Origin of the sequence: Culicoidibacter larvae (genome assembly GCF_005771635.1) — a bacterium.
In the GTDB taxonomy this organism is placed as follows: Bacteria; Bacillota_I; Bacilli_A; order Culicoidibacterales; family Culicoidibacteraceae; genus Culicoidibacter; species Culicoidibacter larvae.
This window is the reverse complement of sequence record NZ_VBWP01000005.1, coordinates 90,134-106,431: the sequence shown is the minus strand read 5'-3', so window position 1 is coordinate 106,431 and position 16,298 is coordinate 90,134. Positions and strand designations below refer to the sequence as shown.

The 16,298-nt window shown below is 35.1% G+C and carries 15 protein-coding genes; 14 read left to right on the top strand and 1 reads right to left on the bottom strand.

From position 1 onward, the window contains the following. Positions 1–32: 32 nt before the first annotated feature. From FEZ08_RS06935 to FEZ08_RS06915, 5 genes are all read left to right on the top strand, one after another. Entirely contained in the window at positions 33–1,508 is a 1,476-nt protein-coding gene (locus FEZ08_RS06935) for an ABC transporter permease (RefSeq protein WP_171014979.1), read from the top strand. A 13-nt stretch (positions 1,509–1,521) separates the two neighbouring features. Then, positions 1,522–2,202 carry an ABC transporter ATP-binding protein gene (locus FEZ08_RS06930; protein ID WP_138190998.1) on the top strand — a complete coding sequence of 227 codons (681 nt, stop codon included), beginning with the start codon at positions 1,522–1,524 and terminating at the stop codon, positions 2,200–2,202. Continuing rightward, entirely contained in the window at positions 2,195–3,778 is a 1,584-nt protein-coding gene (locus FEZ08_RS06925) for a PASTA domain-containing protein (RefSeq protein ID WP_138190997.1), read from the top strand. The genes FEZ08_RS06930 and FEZ08_RS06925 overlap by 8 nt, the downstream gene beginning before the upstream one ends. 140 nt (positions 3,779–3,918) lie before the next feature. Then, positions 3,919–4,644 carry an ABC transporter ATP-binding protein gene (locus FEZ08_RS06920; protein WP_138190996.1) on the top strand — a complete coding sequence of 242 codons (726 nt, stop codon included), beginning with the start codon at positions 3,919–3,921 and terminating at the stop codon, positions 4,642–4,644. Further along, positions 4,625–6,241 (top strand): putative ABC transporter permease subunit, encoded by a 1,617-nt coding sequence (locus FEZ08_RS06915; RefSeq protein ID WP_138190995.1) that lies wholly within the window; start codon positions 4,625–4,627, stop codon positions 6,239–6,241. Before FEZ08_RS06920 ends, FEZ08_RS06915 begins: the two co-directional genes overlap by 20 nt. A gap of 51 nt (positions 6,242–6,292) precedes the next feature. Here the strand turns inward: FEZ08_RS06915 and FEZ08_RS06910 are convergent, their stop codons facing one another. Further along, positions 6,293–7,141, bottom strand: coding sequence for a DegV family protein (locus FEZ08_RS06910; RefSeq protein ID WP_171014978.1), 849 nt, complete (start codon positions 7,139–7,141; stop codon positions 6,293–6,295). 239 nt (positions 7,142–7,380) lie between these two features. Here FEZ08_RS06910 and FEZ08_RS06905 point away from each other — a divergent pair, with 239 nt between their 5' ends. The 9 genes from FEZ08_RS06905 to FEZ08_RS06865 all read left to right on the top strand — a co-directional run bounded on the left by FEZ08_RS06905 (position 7,381) and on the right by FEZ08_RS06865 (position 16,298). Next, positions 7,381–7,854 (top strand): DUF4352 domain-containing protein, encoded by a 474-nt coding sequence (locus tag FEZ08_RS06905; RefSeq protein WP_138190993.1) that lies wholly within the window; start codon positions 7,381–7,383, stop codon positions 7,852–7,854. 121 nt (positions 7,855–7,975) lie between these two features. Further along, complete coding sequence (locus FEZ08_RS06900) at positions 7,976–8,314, top strand: PadR family transcriptional regulator (RefSeq protein ID WP_138190992.1); 339 nt, start codon at positions 7,976–7,978, stop codon at positions 8,312–8,314. Next, on the top strand, positions 8,307–8,900 hold the full coding sequence (locus FEZ08_RS06895) for a hypothetical protein (protein ID WP_138190991.1): 594 nt from the start codon (positions 8,307–8,309) through the stop codon (positions 8,898–8,900). Before FEZ08_RS06900 ends, FEZ08_RS06895 begins: the two co-directional genes overlap by 8 nt. Before the next feature lie 143 nt (positions 8,901–9,043). Then, positions 9,044–10,438, top strand: coding sequence for an FRG domain-containing protein (locus FEZ08_RS06890; protein ID WP_138190990.1), 1,395 nt, complete (start codon positions 9,044–9,046; stop codon positions 10,436–10,438). Next, positions 10,431–12,182: an AIPR family protein gene (locus FEZ08_RS06885; RefSeq protein WP_138190989.1), complete on the top strand. Its 1,752-nt coding sequence runs from the start codon at positions 10,431–10,433 to the stop codon at positions 12,180–12,182. The genes FEZ08_RS06890 and FEZ08_RS06885 overlap by 8 nt, the downstream gene beginning before the upstream one ends. Positions 12,183–12,244: 62 nt before the next feature. Then, on the top strand, positions 12,245–13,921 hold the full coding sequence (locus tag FEZ08_RS06880) for a DUF262 domain-containing protein (RefSeq protein ID WP_138190988.1): 1,677 nt from the start codon (positions 12,245–12,247) through the stop codon (positions 13,919–13,921). A 13-nt stretch (positions 13,922–13,934) separates the two neighbouring features. Next, positions 13,935–14,798, top strand: a complete 864-nt coding sequence (locus tag FEZ08_RS06875; protein ID WP_171014977.1) for a DNA adenine methylase — start codon at positions 13,935–13,937, stop codon at positions 14,796–14,798. Positions 14,799–14,905: 107 nt separating this feature from the next. Next, on the top strand, positions 14,906–15,523 hold the full coding sequence (locus FEZ08_RS06870; RefSeq protein ID WP_138190986.1) for a YczE/YyaS/YitT family protein: 618 nt from the start codon (positions 14,906–14,908) through the stop codon (positions 15,521–15,523). A 142-nt stretch (positions 15,524–15,665) separates the two neighbouring features. Then, on the top strand, positions 15,666–16,298 hold the full coding sequence (locus FEZ08_RS06865; RefSeq protein ID WP_138190985.1) for a TetR/AcrR family transcriptional regulator: 633 nt from the start codon (positions 15,666–15,668) through the stop codon (positions 16,296–16,298).

Genomic DNA, 16,298 nt, shown 5'->3' with positions numbered 1-16,298 from the left:
TAATGTTAGTAGAGTATATGGGAGGAAAGTGTATGAATTTTTTTAAACGGGCGATGCTAAGTATTGTCAGAAGACCAGGTAAATCGGTTATTTTGTTGATACTTATTTTTATTTTAGGGAACATTATTGCCGGCGCAATTTCAGTGCAACAGGCAGTTGCCAATACTGAGAAATCAATTCGCAGTCAGCTTGGTGCCGCAGCAACACTCAGCCTTGATTACCAGAATATTGACTGGGAAGCATTGGGTGATCAGTCACCACCATCATTGACAGTCGCTGAGATGGAAGCTGTTGCTGCCTTGCCACAAGTTAAGTATTTTGACTATTCGGCAATGGCTGGTTTATCAAGCAAGACCTTGAAACGGGTTGAAAGCGAAGATGGCGGAGTTGTTTATGGCGGCATGGGCACAGATACTTATTTTTCACTTTATGGGATAGAGTATGCACCAATGCTGGCAATTGAGTCTGGGCAGGCAACGCTGGCAGATGGTCGAGTGTTTACCGAGTCAGAAGTGAAAAATGGCAGCCAGGTTGTTTTAATCAGTAAACAGTTAGCTGAACTGAATGATTTAAAAGTTGGTGACAAAATTACTTTAGATAATAACTATTATGGTGATGTTAAAGCAGTCTATGATAGTACCGGAGAAGATACAACGGCTCCTAAAAAAGTTGAAAGTTATGACCTAGAAGTTATTGGTATTTTTGAGCCAAAAATTGAAGTGAAGGCTGAGAGTAAAAATGGTCAGATGGACTTCGATTATATGAATATTGAAAAACAGAACATGATTTATTCACCAAACAAAGTAGCCATTAAGGCATCAGAATTCCAGTCAGAGAATTGGAATGCTGATTATCCGGACCAAGCGATGCCGAATACAGTCTTTTACCAACCGGTATATATTTTAAATGATCCGGCAGAGGGCGAGGCGTTTCGCGCCGAGGCATCTGCGCTGATTCCTGAGCTTTACACTGTAGAATTAAGCAGTGACAGCTATAAAGCGGTTGCTGGCCCATTAGAAACGATTCAATGGATTGCCGGGATAATTTTGGTGGTGGCGATTGCGGCCTCACTGATTATTTTAAGTTTGTTGGTGACTTTATTCTTGCGCGACCGTAAGCACGAGATTGGTGTTTATTTGGCTTTGGGTGAAAAACGCCTAAAAGTTATTGGCCAAATTGTTATTGAGGTGTTCAGCGTTGCATTAGTAGCAATCACATTGTCGCTCTTCAGCGGCAACATGATTGCCCAGTCGATCTCATCAACGATGTTACAAAACCAAATGATTGCTGAACAAGAACAAGGTGGTAGCTATTACGGCGGCAACCTTGAATGGTTAGGTTATGGATCATCAGTTTCAAGTGAAGAAGTTGCTGACAGCTATTCTGTAAGCCTTGACCCAACAACAATTTTGTTGTTCTACGGCGTCGGCTCACTCACAGTTGTTGTATCAACATTAATACCAATTCTCTATATACTACGATTAAATCCGCGAAAGATAATGATGTAAGGAGGCGAATGAAATGGAAAACAAATTTGTTACAACCAAAGATTTAAGTTATTTTTACCAAGATGGTGACACACGGCGTTTTGTTTTGCGCGATGTTAACTGTGAGTTTGAAAAGGGAACATTTTATACTATCTTAGGTCATTCAGGTTCAGGGAAAACAACCTTTCTATCATTACTGAGCGGTTTAGATACGCCAAAATCAGGTGAGGTTTTATTCCAAGGCGAAGATATAGCGACTATTGGCTACGAAAAATATCGCCGCAATGATGTTGGAATTATCTTTCAATCATATAATTTGATTCCGTATTTAACCGGGGTTGAAAATATTATGGTTGCGATGAATGTTACAGAAAATAAAATTCCTAGTGATGTGAAAGAAGTTGCTTATAACTTACTTGACTACATTGGCATCAATAAAACTAAGGCTGACCGTCTGGTGAATAAACTATCTGGTGGAGAGCAGCAACGGATTGCGATTGCCCGTGCATTAGCTACTAACGTTGATTTAATCTTAGCAGATGAGCCAACCGGAAACTTAGATGAAGAAATGGAAAATGAAATTATTGAAATCTTCAAAACTCTTGCCCATGAACATGGAAAATGCGTTATTATGGTTACCCATTCAAGTGAAATTGCTGAGCAGTCAGATGTGACACTTAGATTACGAAAGGGCGCCATGACTATCGATGAGTGATTTTTTAAGTAAGTTTAGTAAAGATAATTATGATAAGTTATTGGACGCAGAACATGAAGCAGAAACAAAAGCAGAGCTAGAAGAAGCATTTGTAGAGGATGAAATAGAACAAATAACTGAAGAACTTAATGAAGCGGCTAATGAAGCAAGTGAAAACGAGTCACCTGAAGAAGTAGTAACTGAAACCGAACCCGCAGAAGAAGACTCGGCTACTGAGCCACTTGAAAGTGAAGTTGCGGCAGAAGAACCAATAGAAAGTAAAGTACCGGTTGAAGATGCAGTTGCTATTGATCACATTGATGATGATAGTGATGATGAGGAAGAAGTTGCTCCGGTCATTATTCCGGCGCGCGCATTGAAGCCGGTACCGGAAACGTCACGACGCCGTAAGGCTGAGCCTAGCCGTCGTGACGACCGCGATGAAGAAGTTGAAATTGATAAGAGTTACCATAAAAAGAAAATGATTCGTTATGGAATTATTGGTGGTAGCGCAGTACTGGTTTGTATTCTTGCATTCTTAGCATTCCTATTCTTTAACCAAGTACAAGTGAAAAATTTTGTAGGGACACCGGTTAGTGAACTGAAGACTTGGGCACTGAAAAACAATATTGAAGTTGAAACCGAAATGGTGTTCAGTATTGAACAAGATGAAAATATGATTGTCAGCCAGGATATTCCTGAGGGCAGCAATATTCAAAAAGGCTCAGTAATCAAAGTACAGGTCAGTAAAGGTGCCGATCCGGACGAACGCATTGCACTACCGGATTTCAGTAAAATGAATACCACCCAAGTGAAGGCTTGGGTTGATAGCAATAAAGCTGAAAATGTAAAGATTGTTGAACAGTTTGATGAAAATGTTCCGAAAGGAACATATCTTAAAATGGAATTTAAAGATAAGAATATAACTGCAGCCACCTATACTCGTGCTGACGGTTTAAGCATCTATATGTCAAAAGGTAAGGAAGTCTTTGAAAAGAATATTGAAGTTCCGGACTTTACCAATAAATCAAAAGCTGAAGTTGAAGCTTGGGCAAAAACCAATATGATTGAGATGACTTATGATGAAGCATCTTCAGATACTGTGCCGGCAGAAATGATTGTTTCACAAAGTATAAAAGCCGGTGAAAAAGTCGCTAAAAAAGATAAGATGACGGTTGTTGTATCTGTTGGTAAAGCATCAGTAGTGCCTTGGTTTGGTAATGCAACCGCAGAAACCGCCGGCGAACTTGGCAGCCAGCATGATTTGCAAGTCATCGTTGTCACTGAATACAGTGAGAATACACCATTCGGTGAGCTAATCTGGCAATCAGAATCCAGCGGTACATACCTGACTGGTACAGACAAAACAGTAAAAGTATATTACTCACTTGGCAAACCTTATATCGAAAATCTTATTGGGCGCCAGGAAAATGAAATACCGGCATATTTCTTCAACTTTAAATCGAAAAATGCCAATATAACCTATACGATTAAATACGTTAGTTCAAGCGAACCAAAAGGAACGATCGTCTGGATGTCGAAATACAGCGAATATGTCGGCATGAATACCCACATTGAGATTCACGTTAGTCGTTAAGAGAAATAGAAAACCCAACCATAGTAAAATGGTTGGGTTTTTTTAAGAAGTATATATTTAGACAATTGCCTAAATATCTATTGACTATCTAGATAGGCGGGTGTATACTTGATTTAATCATAGAGTTAGAGGTGAGACTTGTGCTAAAAATAGAGCATTTAACGAAGTCATATAAAAATGAAAAAGTTGCTGTCAATGATTTATCTCTGGATATTCAAGCTGGTGATATTTATGGGTTTATTGGACATAATGGTGCCGGTAAAACAACAACAATAAAATGTGTTGCCGGAATTTTGGATTTTGAGCAAGGTGAGATTTATATTGATGGTCATTCAATAAAAACCGATCCGATTGCATGTAAACGGGAATTGGCTTATATTCCTGATAATCCGGATTTGTATGAAAACTTAACCGGGATTCAATATCTTAATTTTGTTGCAGATATTTTTCATATCAGCAAAGCTGAACGTGAAGCTGAAATCAAAAAGTATAGTGACATGTTCGAATTAACCGCTAATTTAGGTGATACAATCGCTTCATTTTCGCATGGGATGCGGCAAAAGTTAGCGTTGATTTCAGCGTTTATTCATAAACCTAAATTGCTTATTTTAGATGAACCATTTGTCGGTTTGGATCCAAAAGCATCGCATTTGCTAAAAGAACAAATGCGTGAACTTTGTGCCGCCGGCGGTGCAATTTTCTTTTCCACCCACGTGTTAGACGTGGCTGAAAAATTATGTAATAAAATTGCGATTATCAATCAAGGTGTACTTGTAACAAGTGGTGATATGGAAACCGTACGCGGCGATAGCTCGCTGGAAGATTTATTTTTGGAGTTGGTAGACCATGAACACGATCATCAGTGAAACTTGGCAGTTGGTAAAAATCAGCTTTATTCATAACTACAGCTTAAATAGTTTGCGGCGCGGCGGTGCGCATCGCAGCCGCGCCATCTGGGCGATGGTTGGGCTGGCATTGTTGGCTTTATTTGTGGTGCCTTTTGTAGTTGCTTCGGCGTTTGGGACAGCATATTTATTGGCTCAATATAATATGCTGGAGACAGAGTTAGTTTTGGCAATGCTGGTAACGACGTTAGTGGCTTTGTTCTTTAGTATTTATAAGAGCCCGGGGTTTTTGTTTAATTTGAAAGATTTTGACATTATGATGGCTTTTCCGTTGCGTTTTCAGTCAATTTTAAGCAGTAAGTTTGTCATGTTGTATGGCTCAAATAGTTTGTTGTCGTTGGTGTTTTCGGTGCCAATGGTTATTGCTTATGGTGTGTTTGCTGGCAGCGGACCGTTGTTCTACGTAATGGCAATTATCATGTTGCTTTTTGTACCGATTATTCCGATGTTGGTTGGTAGTTTATTTGCTTTCTTATTAGGGATGATTGCTTCACGTTTTCGTGCCGGGAACTTGGTTTTGATTATTGGCTCATGTATATTAATAACCGCGATTGTTGCTGGCAGCTTTTTGCTGCAAACCGTTAATATCTCCGGTGATGATATTATGGCTGCACTAACAATGATTAATCAAACAATGGCGTATTACTTCCCGGCACAATGGTTTGTTAATGCGCTGGCGCATGGCGATGTAATGAGCTACATTTTATTCATTGGTATCTCGGCATTGGTTTTCGTCATTTTTGTTTGGGTCTTTGCTAAATTTTTCCGTAGTATTAATAGCAGTATGAGTGAGCATTATAGTCGTGCTGACTATAAGATGAAAAGCCTAAGTGTTGGTTCACCAATTCAGGCACTTTATAAAAAAGAGTTGCGAGGATACTTTTCTTCACAAGCTTATCTTATGAATACGGCAATTGGTGTTATCTTATTAACTTTGTTTGTTGGTTCATTGATTTTTGTTAGCCCGGCACAACTTGCGTCACTCATGGAAATACCGCTTGATTTTAGTGCATTTATGTTCCCGATTGTTGTCGGTATATTCGGGTTCTGTTTGGCCCTGACTTGTACCACTGCACCATCAATTTCGCTTGAAGGCAACTCTTTATGGATTCCAAAAAGTTTACCACTGTCATTTAATCAAATTGCCATCAGTAAACTATTATTGCAGCTTACGGTTACCGTTCCATTTATTATTATCGATGGCGTTATCGCTGGAGTTGTTTGTCAGATTGGCATTGCTGAAACAATTGGGTTTATTATTGCCATGCTGTTATTCACGGTTATGGTTGGACTTTTAGGTTTAATTATGAATTTATGGTTTCCGAAATTTAACTGGAAGTCACAGATGCATGCAGTCAAACAGAGCGCAAGCGTTGGTTTGGCAATGCTGTGCAATATGTTGCTGGCGCTGGTGATTATTGGTGTCTATATTGCGCTTGGCTTGCTAGTCAACATGATGGTTGCGGCTTTAGTTTGCAGCTTAATCATCGCAGTCATTGCTGGTGGCATGTCCCTTTATCTGCGGAGTAAAGGCAGTCTGTTATTCTATAAATTGTAAGTTGGAGAAATTAAAAAAACGCTCGTTGTCGCAACGAGCGTTTTTCGCTTTTTATTCATGTTTATCTTTGGTCACAACAGCAAGTGCACCAACATATGGGCCGGTATGGACACCAATCACCGTACAAAGCGGTGCTAACTGATATTCAACGCCCGGGTAGGCAGCTTCAAATGCTGTAGTTAATGCTTCAATGATACCTGGATCAGTTGAGTGCAGTAAAATGACTTTTTCAAATGGGCCAACACTGCGCATATCTTCCATAACTGCTTTTACGGCTTTCTTGCTGGTTCGCTCTTTACTGTAGTTATCGAGCTCACCATCAACAAGGCGAATCATTGGTTTGATTTGTAATAAACTTCCGATTGCCGCTTGGAATGAAGAAATCCGGCCACCGCGTTTCAAAGCTTCTAATGAGTCAACATAGAAACGAATATCAATTCGGCCAAATATATCGTCTGCAAAAGCATGGATAGCATCTAAATCATCAGTTGTTTCAGCAAATTTCACGACATCAAAGGCACATAATCCGGCCAGGTATGAAGTTGTTCCGGTATCAAATATATGGACAGTAAGACCGTCAGTTAATGATTCCGCGCTTTTAGCTGCTTGCGCCGTTCCGCTTAGCTTCGCTGAAATGGTAAAGACTAATACATCAGTGTAGCCTTGTGCTTTAATCTTTTCATAAGTTTCAACAAAATCACCGGCAGATGGCTGTGAAGTTGTAGGCTCAGCACCATCTTTCAGTTTTTGATAGAAGTCCTCAGCAGTAATATCTATAGTATCGCGATATGGCTTACCATCAATAATTACGTATAGTGGTTGAATAAAAATATTATAAGCGTCAATGTCCGCCTGATCGATACGTATGGTTGAGTCAAAAATATAAGCAAACTTTTTCATAGCATTCATCTCCTTACTTTAAAGTATAAGGGAGAATGGCAAAAACAGCAATTCTTTTCGGCAATTATCGGGGGATTTTCGGTTTGTGAAAAAACATTAAGTTACGGATAAAACTATTTTTAAATTATTTCACTTAAAAGATGTTGACATTAGATACGCTTTATTCTAAAATAAAGAAGAACATCATACTATGTCTGTCATAGTATTAGAGACATAGTAATATTAGGAGGAAATAAAGTATGAAGAAAATTTTTATTGCGTTGACGTTAGTAGGTGCGTTAACATTAACTGCAGCATGCGGAAGCGGAAGTACAGGTTCAACAGAAGCACCTGCAGCCGAAGAACAAAAACAAGAGGTACCAACTGAGTTAACATATACAGTATTGAGTACGGAACGTACAAAAGAATTGACAAGTTTTCAAACTGCAAGTGATGGAAAAGAATATTTAGTATTAACTGTTGAAGCGGTTAACAATACTGAACAAGACAAAGCTTTACCATATAATACATTCTACTTTAAATTTAAAAATGCCGATGGTGTTGAATTAACTCAAACAATGAACACAAGAGATGATTCTTTTAAATCAGGCGAACTAGCTCCAGGAGACCGAGTTCAAGGAACCGTTGTTTATGAAGTAGCCGAAGGAACTGGCGGAAAGTTAATTGTAACTAATGCTATCTTCCAAACAATCGAAGAAATTGAAGTTCAATAATAAACAATTACTAGCAACTTTACTTATTAATAAGCAAAAAATCATTGAGAATGTTGCAAAACATTCTCTTTCTCTTTAAAATAAGGGTAGATGTCTTAATAAGTAAAGGAGGTAATATCATATGAAACCAATCGGTAGCGATACAATTCGCGGTAATATTGATATTATCTTGCTTTCCTTACTTCTTGAAGATGATAAATACGGGTATCAGCTTGCAAGAGAAATTGAGATTAAATCAAAAGAACAGTATGTCATTAAAGAGGCAACGCTATATTCTGCTTTAAAGCGATTGGAAGAACAAGGACATATCAGCTCCTATATGGAGGATGCGGAGGGACGCATGAGGAAGTATTATACAATCAGTCGCCGCGGGCAGTCTTATTTTGTCGAAAAATGCAGTGAATGGAAACGTTCAATCACAATTATTAATTACTTCTTGGAGGATGAAAAAGATGAGTAATGAGGTGCTGGAAAGAATCGATATATTATACGATCAGTTAGCTGCCTTTTTACCAATGGAGAAGACAGAATTAATTGATTATCTCGAGGAAAAAGCAAAAGATTTAAGTGCCAAACATCAATCAAAAATGGTCGTGCAAGCAGAATTGTTTGCTGTCATCGAGGAACTTTATCAAGACGCTTCAGAATTGAAGAGCAAAAATAGTATTAACAAAGAGATAGATAATGAAGAAAATGATTATGAATATCAATCATACAATACACCAGTTGAAAATGATTATGTCGAACAAGAGATTGTCATTCAGGCACAACCGGTGTACCAAGCTAAACGAATACCACAACAAAAAAGAATCGGACCCAAGATTATTATTACCCTGACAGTTGTTTTTGTAATTTGTCTGGTATTATTAATTTTTGGTTCATACTTACGGGTAGCATTAGAGAGTATGCAACAATACATTTTAGCAGCGTTGGTAAATGGCATCATTGCATCGGCTGGCTTACTAGTCTTTGCACTATTTTTCGTCATTGCCGGTTTTATTATTTGGGAGATAGTACAATTTGTAAAACGCTGGATGGGAAGATGAAAAAGAGAACAGTTTAACTGTTCTCTCTTTTAGTTTTGCGCAATTTTCATCGAATTTCGGTAGGTATTCTAAATAAATACTCTAGTTTTTCACTATATAAAATATTATAATATAATTATATTATTGTAGGTGGATGTAGTGGTATGAAAAAATATATTAAGGAGTTAAATCTTCTTTGTGAAGAAGTAAGGTTTAACTATAATAAAAACATTAAAGCACAAATAATACAAATGATTCAAACAATTATTTCTGAATATGCTTTAACTGGGATAAGGAAAGAAAAATTTGAACTCATAATAACCTTATTAGATGATTGTACAACGAAAGAAGAAATTAATGATCAACTTTTATTAGCTATTAAACTGTCAAACAGTGAATATAAGATACCGATTATTTCTTCGGTTCAAGAATATATTGCTGTGATAAAAGATATTTGTAGCAACTATCGAGTAAATCAAGAAATGTGTTTATTCAGAGGTGAGGCGCAAACGTTTGATATTCCTATGCAACCAAATATTTTTAGAAATGGACAATTAAATATAAGTAACACTTTTGAACAGGAACTGTTTTATCAATTAAAAACTTATAATATTTTACGACAGCATAGGGAAGATGATTTTCTAGAAGGCGCGATTCAAGCTCAACATGGCGGATTTGGAAGCAGATTGTTAGATATATCGTATAATTGTTTAATTGCTCTATATTTTGCGTGTGAGTTTGGTTTTGATAATACTAATTTAAATAATTGGATAGATAATCTTGGACATGTATTTGTATTTAATTTCCCAAAGATTTTTAATCCAGGTGCTAAAGAAATACAAAGTTTTTATAAGAATATTATCTCGAATAATAATATTTTAGATATGCCACTTTTTAATAGAAATGTAAAAATACTATCTCATTCTAAGGTGAATGAACGAGTTGTCTCACAATATGGTGGCTTTATTCTCTTCCCATCGATGAATTATATACCGATTGATTCTGCACATTATAAACATATATATATTAATACAGATAAAAAGAAAGAGATTTTAGAAGATTTACAATTTTTATTCGGTATTCATAAAGGAACAATTTATCCAGAAACTGAAAATATGGTCAAGTGGATACAGGAACAAACTGAGAAAAGCAATGTAGATTTGAAAATCAACTTTGCCTATGAGCTTGATGCTTCGTTTGACTTGTTCCAAAGAGAATTAGACGCTATTTATGATGAAGCGGAGGATGATATACTACGACAAATAGAAAATTTGTTGCAGAAATATTTAGATGATATTGAATACAGTATTCCACAAATCGGAAAGGTTATAAGTACTGAGGAACAATTAATATTATTATTTGTGTACATGAAAAATATTCTTTTAGAAATTTATAATTGTAGACTAAATAATGTAAATATATATATGGAGCTGTTTCATCCTAAGGTAGAAACCATAATCAAAAAGGTTGATAAGTCAGTTAAGATAGAAAATGATACTGAAATAAGACTTATAAAAAAAGAAATCAATAAAATTTTTGAGGAGATATATTATGAATAAGAGGATGGAAGATAAGTTAGTGATGGAGTGGATAAACTCACATATTACTATAAATAATATTGAATTTTATTCAGAAAAACAGACTTTTTATTGTGTGGAATCAGAAGATAACAAAAATAAAACAATTAATTATTATATTTTCTTTTATAAAGACGAGATAATAGCTGAAACCTTTACTAAAATTGATGATTTAATTGAGAAAAATGGACATAAAAGGAGTTATCATATCTGTATATTGACTAATGATTGGAGTCATTTAATAAAAGCAAAAAGATTATTAGAAAAAAGGCGCGGGAATGTTGAGTATTTATTTGAAAAAATTAGTAATTCTTTTTATGAATTAGAAATTACAACTAGGATTGATAAACTGTATTATGAAAAAAATGATATTGAAAGTTATGTATTCAATATGCCAATGAGTACCCTCACAAAATTATACTTAAAATTTGGAGATAATTTGTTTACTCATAATGTTAGGGAGTTTATTTTGAAAGATAAATTGGATGTAGATAATTCTATTGAAAATACTCTTGAAAATGAGCCAGAAAATTTTTGGTTTTTTAATAATGGAATAGTTATTATTGCAAATGACTATAAGATCCAACGCACTAATAGTATTGAGATTCAAAATTTTTCTATAATAAATGGGGCACAAACATTAACAATAGCAAGTAAATGGTATATCGAAAGATTGAATGAGTATAATTTGAGCCAAGACAAGGATGTTTTAGATAAAATAGATAACTATAAGAAAGCGACGGTATTGGTTCGTATTATTAAGCTAGATCAAAATAAGAGCGTTGATTTGTGCAATAAAATAACTGTGTCATTAAATAGACAAAAAGAAGTTAAACTTTCAGATATAATGTTTAATAACAAAATTGTTTCAGATGTTCGGAAGCAACTTGTTGATTTGGGTCTATATATTAAACGAAGAGGCGAAAACAAAATCGGAAAGTCTATGTATGTTGAAGACTTTGCCAAAATGTATAAAGCATTAATATTACAACAGCCTGGCGCATCAAGAGCAAGTGCTGGGCATAGCTTACTGGAATATTCTGGAGATGATGTTAAAAGAAAGATTTTTTATAAAAAAGAAGAGTATGAGAGGGGGCGCAGTCCATATATCAATATCATTGGTTCATACTTATTATGGGAGAAAAATATTACAGAATCAATTGATGCAAAAGACTTTGAAAATAATACTATATTGAAAAATGATATATTTTATAGAGCACTGGATGTCTTTCTCAGAAATGGTGACTACTATATAAAAGCGCTGATTGTTGCAATCATGGCTAAAGATGGTATACCTAATAATATGATAGATGCTGACATAGTTAGAGATGTTTTGCAAACCAAAAAGATTGATTATTTAGAGAAATTTAACAGAAATAGTGCTTATGAACTTATTAGTGATATTCTTCAATTCACAAAACTTATTCGAAGTGAAAATGAAAAGATATTGATTGAAATACAAAAGATAGATATAAATACAAAAGAACTTACAATTGAAGATTCCGAGGAGATAATTGATAGGATTTCTAATGCTCTTAGCAGAATAGAATCAATCTTTTTAAAACAATTCGAAGATGAGTTTGTAAATAAAAAAGTAACAGTTAAGCTAATGCAAAAACTGGAGTCATTTATTGTTGAGGGGTACAAAGACTATAATATAGAATCATGGAATAGTAATACTTTCAAAAATGATAAACTATATAATCTGATGATTACATATTTTTAATAGTAGATTATGCAGAGTGGATATGTTATAGTAACGGGGAAGATAAAGAGAGGTATATATTAATGAAAGCAGAAGATAGAAGTATAGAAAGAATTTTTTCGAAAGAGACCAGATATATTATTCCTAGATATCAGCGCGAATACGCGTGGACTAACAAAGAGGTTAAAAAACTTGTTGAGGATATAGTCAGCGCAAGTTCTAATAATTATCACTATTTTGGTAATATTGTGTTAGTAGATAAGAGTGACGATAATGAAATAAAATATGATGTAATTGATGGACAACAACGTTTTATCAGTATATTCTTACTACTCATTGCAGTTTATAAGCTAGAACCTGAATGTGTTGATAATAAACTTATTTTTACAAATACTGGTCAAGTAAAAGTGGAGCTTGAGATGAGAGCGCAAGCAGCTCACAACAATATTATTGAATTTATGTTATCTGGAGAAATGCCAGAAACAATGAAGTTAGCAAACGAAAACAAACGATTAGAGAGTCTGGTTACTTTATTAAAAAAGATGAAGCAAGAGGAACCAGGTATTCTTACTTTAATAATCGAAAATTTTAAAAATACTAAACTAGTTCTGATTACATTTGATGAAGAAAGTAAAGCGCATGAAATCTTTATAGATTTAAATACTAAAGGGATTCCACTCTCTAAGGATGCAATAATAAAGAGTCATCTTTTTAAATTTTTACTTCCCGAAGCTGATAATGCAGACATATTTAAGGAGACTTGGGGCGATATGGTGGGCATTCTACAAGGTAATACAGAAAATTATATAAAGGATATGTGGCAACTTAGAAAGAATATAGTATTTTCCGGTGCACCTCCAAAAGAAAAAACAAAGGTTTTTGAGGATATCTTGAATACTGTCAACGATGAAGATACTGCAACTACGACTTTTGATTTACTTACACGTTCTGTTGGTGACATTGCTCCATATAGATTATATGAATCAATAAAAAGATTGCCAATCGCTTCACCATTTAATCAAGATATTATTGATGCTGGAATCAATGTGATCAGTAGCGACTGGGATATTATAAAATCTTTGAGTGTGAAACAATTTGATATTCTTTTATTTAGCCTTTTATATGTGCCAAAATCAAAAAAAAATGTGCTGGTTTCAATGTTAAGTAATTACCCTAAATCACCAAAAATCCAGACATTTATTAGATTTATTGTTATACATAATTTATTTTATTCAATAATTAATAAAAGTCCTTCAGCATATGGTATTCAGATTTATGGGTTAGCAAAAAAAATAAGTGATAACTATACCCCCAAAAATATTTCAAGTCAAATTAAAAAGTTCACCGAAAATATTTACTTAAAGGGAGAATTAGCACAAATTAAAGCCAGCTTATTGGAAATGGAAATAAATGATGAAGCTAAAAAAGAAAAGAAGATTGCAAGAGGGATCTTTAAAGTATTATTTAATGATTTCAATCAAGAATTTATTGAACATATCCATTGCCAATCTGATGACACAATAACTAATAGATTCAATTTAGGAAATATTTTATTAGTAACTCATGATGATTTTGGAGAATACCCTATTGAAAGGAAAATAGTCAAATATAATGAACAAAGCTCGATAGGGAATGTAAAAGATTTTTTAAGTAAATATGACAATACTTTTTCGGCAAAAGATATTGATGTTCGTACTAACGATTTAGCAGACAGAATACTTGAAGAATACACGAAGCTATTTAAAATATTAACAACATAAGGAAGTGAATTTTGTGAGCGAAAAAGTTTTGTCGCCAATATTTAGATGGGCTGGATCAAAAAAAAAATTACTCATAGAAATGTTAGAAACATTCGACACGAAGAATATATATATTGAACCATTCCTAGGTTCGGGCGTTGTTATGAGCAATGTGTTAAAATATAAAAACTTTGATACGATATATGTTAATGATTTTAACTCTGATATTATAATTTTCTATAAAGAAGTACAAGAAAATGGAGCCCAACTAAAAAATAGACTTAAAGAGATAATCGAATATTACAGCAATTTGAATATGGAAGAAAAGACTGAATTCTTCTATTTGCAAAGAGAACGATATAATACTTTTAATGATAAAAATATTGAAAGTGCATGTATCTTTTGGTTTTTAATGCAAGCGGGATTTAATGGAGTATACAGAGTAAATAGTAGAGGAGAGTTTAATGTTCCATTTGGGAAGAGGGAAAAAATATATTTTAATGAGAGTAATTTTGATGAAATTCAAAGATTAATTGAAAATGTTCAATTTTATAATCAAGATTATATCGAGTTTTTGAATAATTTTTCTGATGAGGATCTAAATAAATCATTTATCTACTTAGATCCTCCATACCTTCCGGTAAGTGCTTCAATGAAAAATATGACTATGTACACAAAAAATGCTTTTGACCATAAAGCTTTAACAGCAGAGTGTGGTAAGCTGCTTAAGAGAACGGATGTGTCAATTGCTTTATCTATAGCTGACAGTGAACTTTCTAGAGAAATCTACCAAACTGATTTCTTTTACAATAATGATCTTGCCGAAATAATTAGAAATGTAAATCCCCAAAAAGTGTTGAAAGTTAAGGAGCAATTATATACATCATATAATTTATAGAGACATACTTGACACAAATTCCCTCATTTGGGATAATGAATTTACATGACATCAAAGGAGCGCTTGGCATATCAATGGCGGTTCTTAAATTTGGAGGCTTCTTTTTGATGAACAAATATTTATCACTAACTTTGCGCATCTTAGTCGTAATTGGCGGAACGTTTGTTTCTGCTGTCGGCATCAAGTTTTTCTTAATGGGCGGCATGGGTGTTGACCCAATCAGTACATTTTTATTAGGGATAATGAATTATGTTCCAATTGAGTTTGGAACTGCCAGCCAATTATTCTCGGTCGTAGTTATTGGGATTATGTTTTTTCTGGAACGTAAACACTTAGGCATTGGTAGCATTATCAATGGATTGGGTATAGGTTTCTTTATCAATATTATCAACATTGGAGATGTAACCCTGGCACCAATCTATCAGTTTGCATATCTGGACATGATTATCGGGCCATTGCTTTTAGGAATTGGTATCGGTATCTACCTGTCAGCTAATTTAGGTGGTTCTTCATTGGAGTGTCTAATGACCTTCTTTGCAGAAAAAACGAAGTTTCATATCCGTTACGTTCGTATTGCTTTGGATTTAACTTTGGTCGTTCTCGGAATCATCATGGGTGCCCAATTTGGTATCGGAACTTTCCTTGGCGTTATCTGTATCGGACCGGTCGTATCATTTACCATGATGGCTATCAATTCCATCCGCAAGAAATTGAAAACTGCATAACTTTTGGGAGGAATTTGAAAGCGCCGTTGTGATGAGCACACCAGCGCTTTTTTTTCTTGACTTCCAAAAGAAAAAGAGTATCATATAATTTATAACGACTATTAATGGTATTTTGGTCAAAATAAAACCGAGGTGAGAAATAATGCCGAAAGTAGTGAGTGAGGTAGAGCGGACGCAGGTGCGCGATGCGATTTATGAGGTGACGATGGAGTTGATTCGTCAGAAGGGACTCCGGCGGGTGACGGTTGATGATATTGTTGCCGGGGTGCGGATGAGCAAGGGTTCATTTTATACTTATTATGCTTCGAAGGAACTATGCTTTTTTGAGGTGATTAAGCGTGACGAGGCGGCGCTGTTTGATAAAATGAAAGCTGTGCGTGAGCGGGAGCTGGATTTGGAAGAGCAGTTGCGGGTGTGTATTCGTGAGGTTTATTTGGCAGAGGATAGTTTGGTGTTGTTTGTGAGCACTGAGGATTTACTTTGGCTGTTTCGCAAATTGCCGGTGGAAAAACTTGAAGAGAAAAAGCTCCTTGAGGAGGAGTATTTTTCTCAGACTTTTGAAATGTTCGGTTTAGACAAGGAAAACTATGATTTGCTGGTGTGGTCAAATATGATTAGCTGTTTGCATTTTATGGCGCATAAGGTAATGGAGGTTAACAATAAGATGATTCCGCTGGAACAGTTGATTGCTGAGCGACGGGCAGCAGAGATTTCGATGGGCATTTTGATTGATGGCATTGTTGGCTATTTAATACATGGAGCGAAGGAGGCATAA

Excerpts from the sequence above, each read along its gene's own strand:
- FEZ08_RS06935 (WP_171014979.1), top strand. The coding sequence starts at position 33 with ATGAATTTTTTTAAACGGGCGATGCTAAGTATTGTCAGAAGACCAGGT.
- FEZ08_RS06930 (WP_138190998.1), top strand. The coding sequence starts at position 1,522 with ATGGAAAACAAATTTGTTACAACCAAAGATTTAAGTTATTTTTACCAA.
- FEZ08_RS06925 (WP_138190997.1), top strand. The coding sequence starts at position 2,195 with ATGAGTGATTTTTTAAGTAAGTTTAGTAAAGATAATTATGATAAGTTA.
- FEZ08_RS06915 (WP_138190995.1), top strand. The coding sequence starts at position 4,625 with ATGAACACGATCATCAGTGAAACTTGGCAGTTGGTAAAAATCAGCTTT.
- FEZ08_RS06910 (WP_171014978.1), bottom strand. The coding sequence starts at position 7,141 with ATGAAAAAGTTTGCTTATATTTTTGACTCAACCATACGTATCGATCAG.
- FEZ08_RS06905 (WP_138190993.1), top strand. The coding sequence starts at position 7,381 with ATGAAGAAAATTTTTATTGCGTTGACGTTAGTAGGTGCGTTAACATTA.
- FEZ08_RS06900 (WP_138190992.1), top strand. The coding sequence starts at position 7,976 with ATGAAACCAATCGGTAGCGATACAATTCGCGGTAATATTGATATTATC.
- FEZ08_RS06895 (WP_138190991.1), top strand. The coding sequence starts at position 8,307 with ATGAGTAATGAGGTGCTGGAAAGAATCGATATATTATACGATCAGTTA.
- FEZ08_RS06890 (WP_138190990.1), top strand. The coding sequence starts at position 9,044 with ATGAAAAAATATATTAAGGAGTTAAATCTTCTTTGTGAAGAAGTAAGG.
- FEZ08_RS06885 (WP_138190989.1), top strand. The coding sequence starts at position 10,431 with ATGAATAAGAGGATGGAAGATAAGTTAGTGATGGAGTGGATAAACTCA.
- FEZ08_RS06880 (WP_138190988.1), top strand. The coding sequence starts at position 12,245 with ATGAAAGCAGAAGATAGAAGTATAGAAAGAATTTTTTCGAAAGAGACC.
- FEZ08_RS06870 (WP_138190986.1), top strand. The coding sequence starts at position 14,906 with ATGAACAAATATTTATCACTAACTTTGCGCATCTTAGTCGTAATTGGC.
- FEZ08_RS06865 (WP_138190985.1), top strand. The coding sequence starts at position 15,666 with ATGCCGAAAGTAGTGAGTGAGGTAGAGCGGACGCAGGTGCGCGATGCG.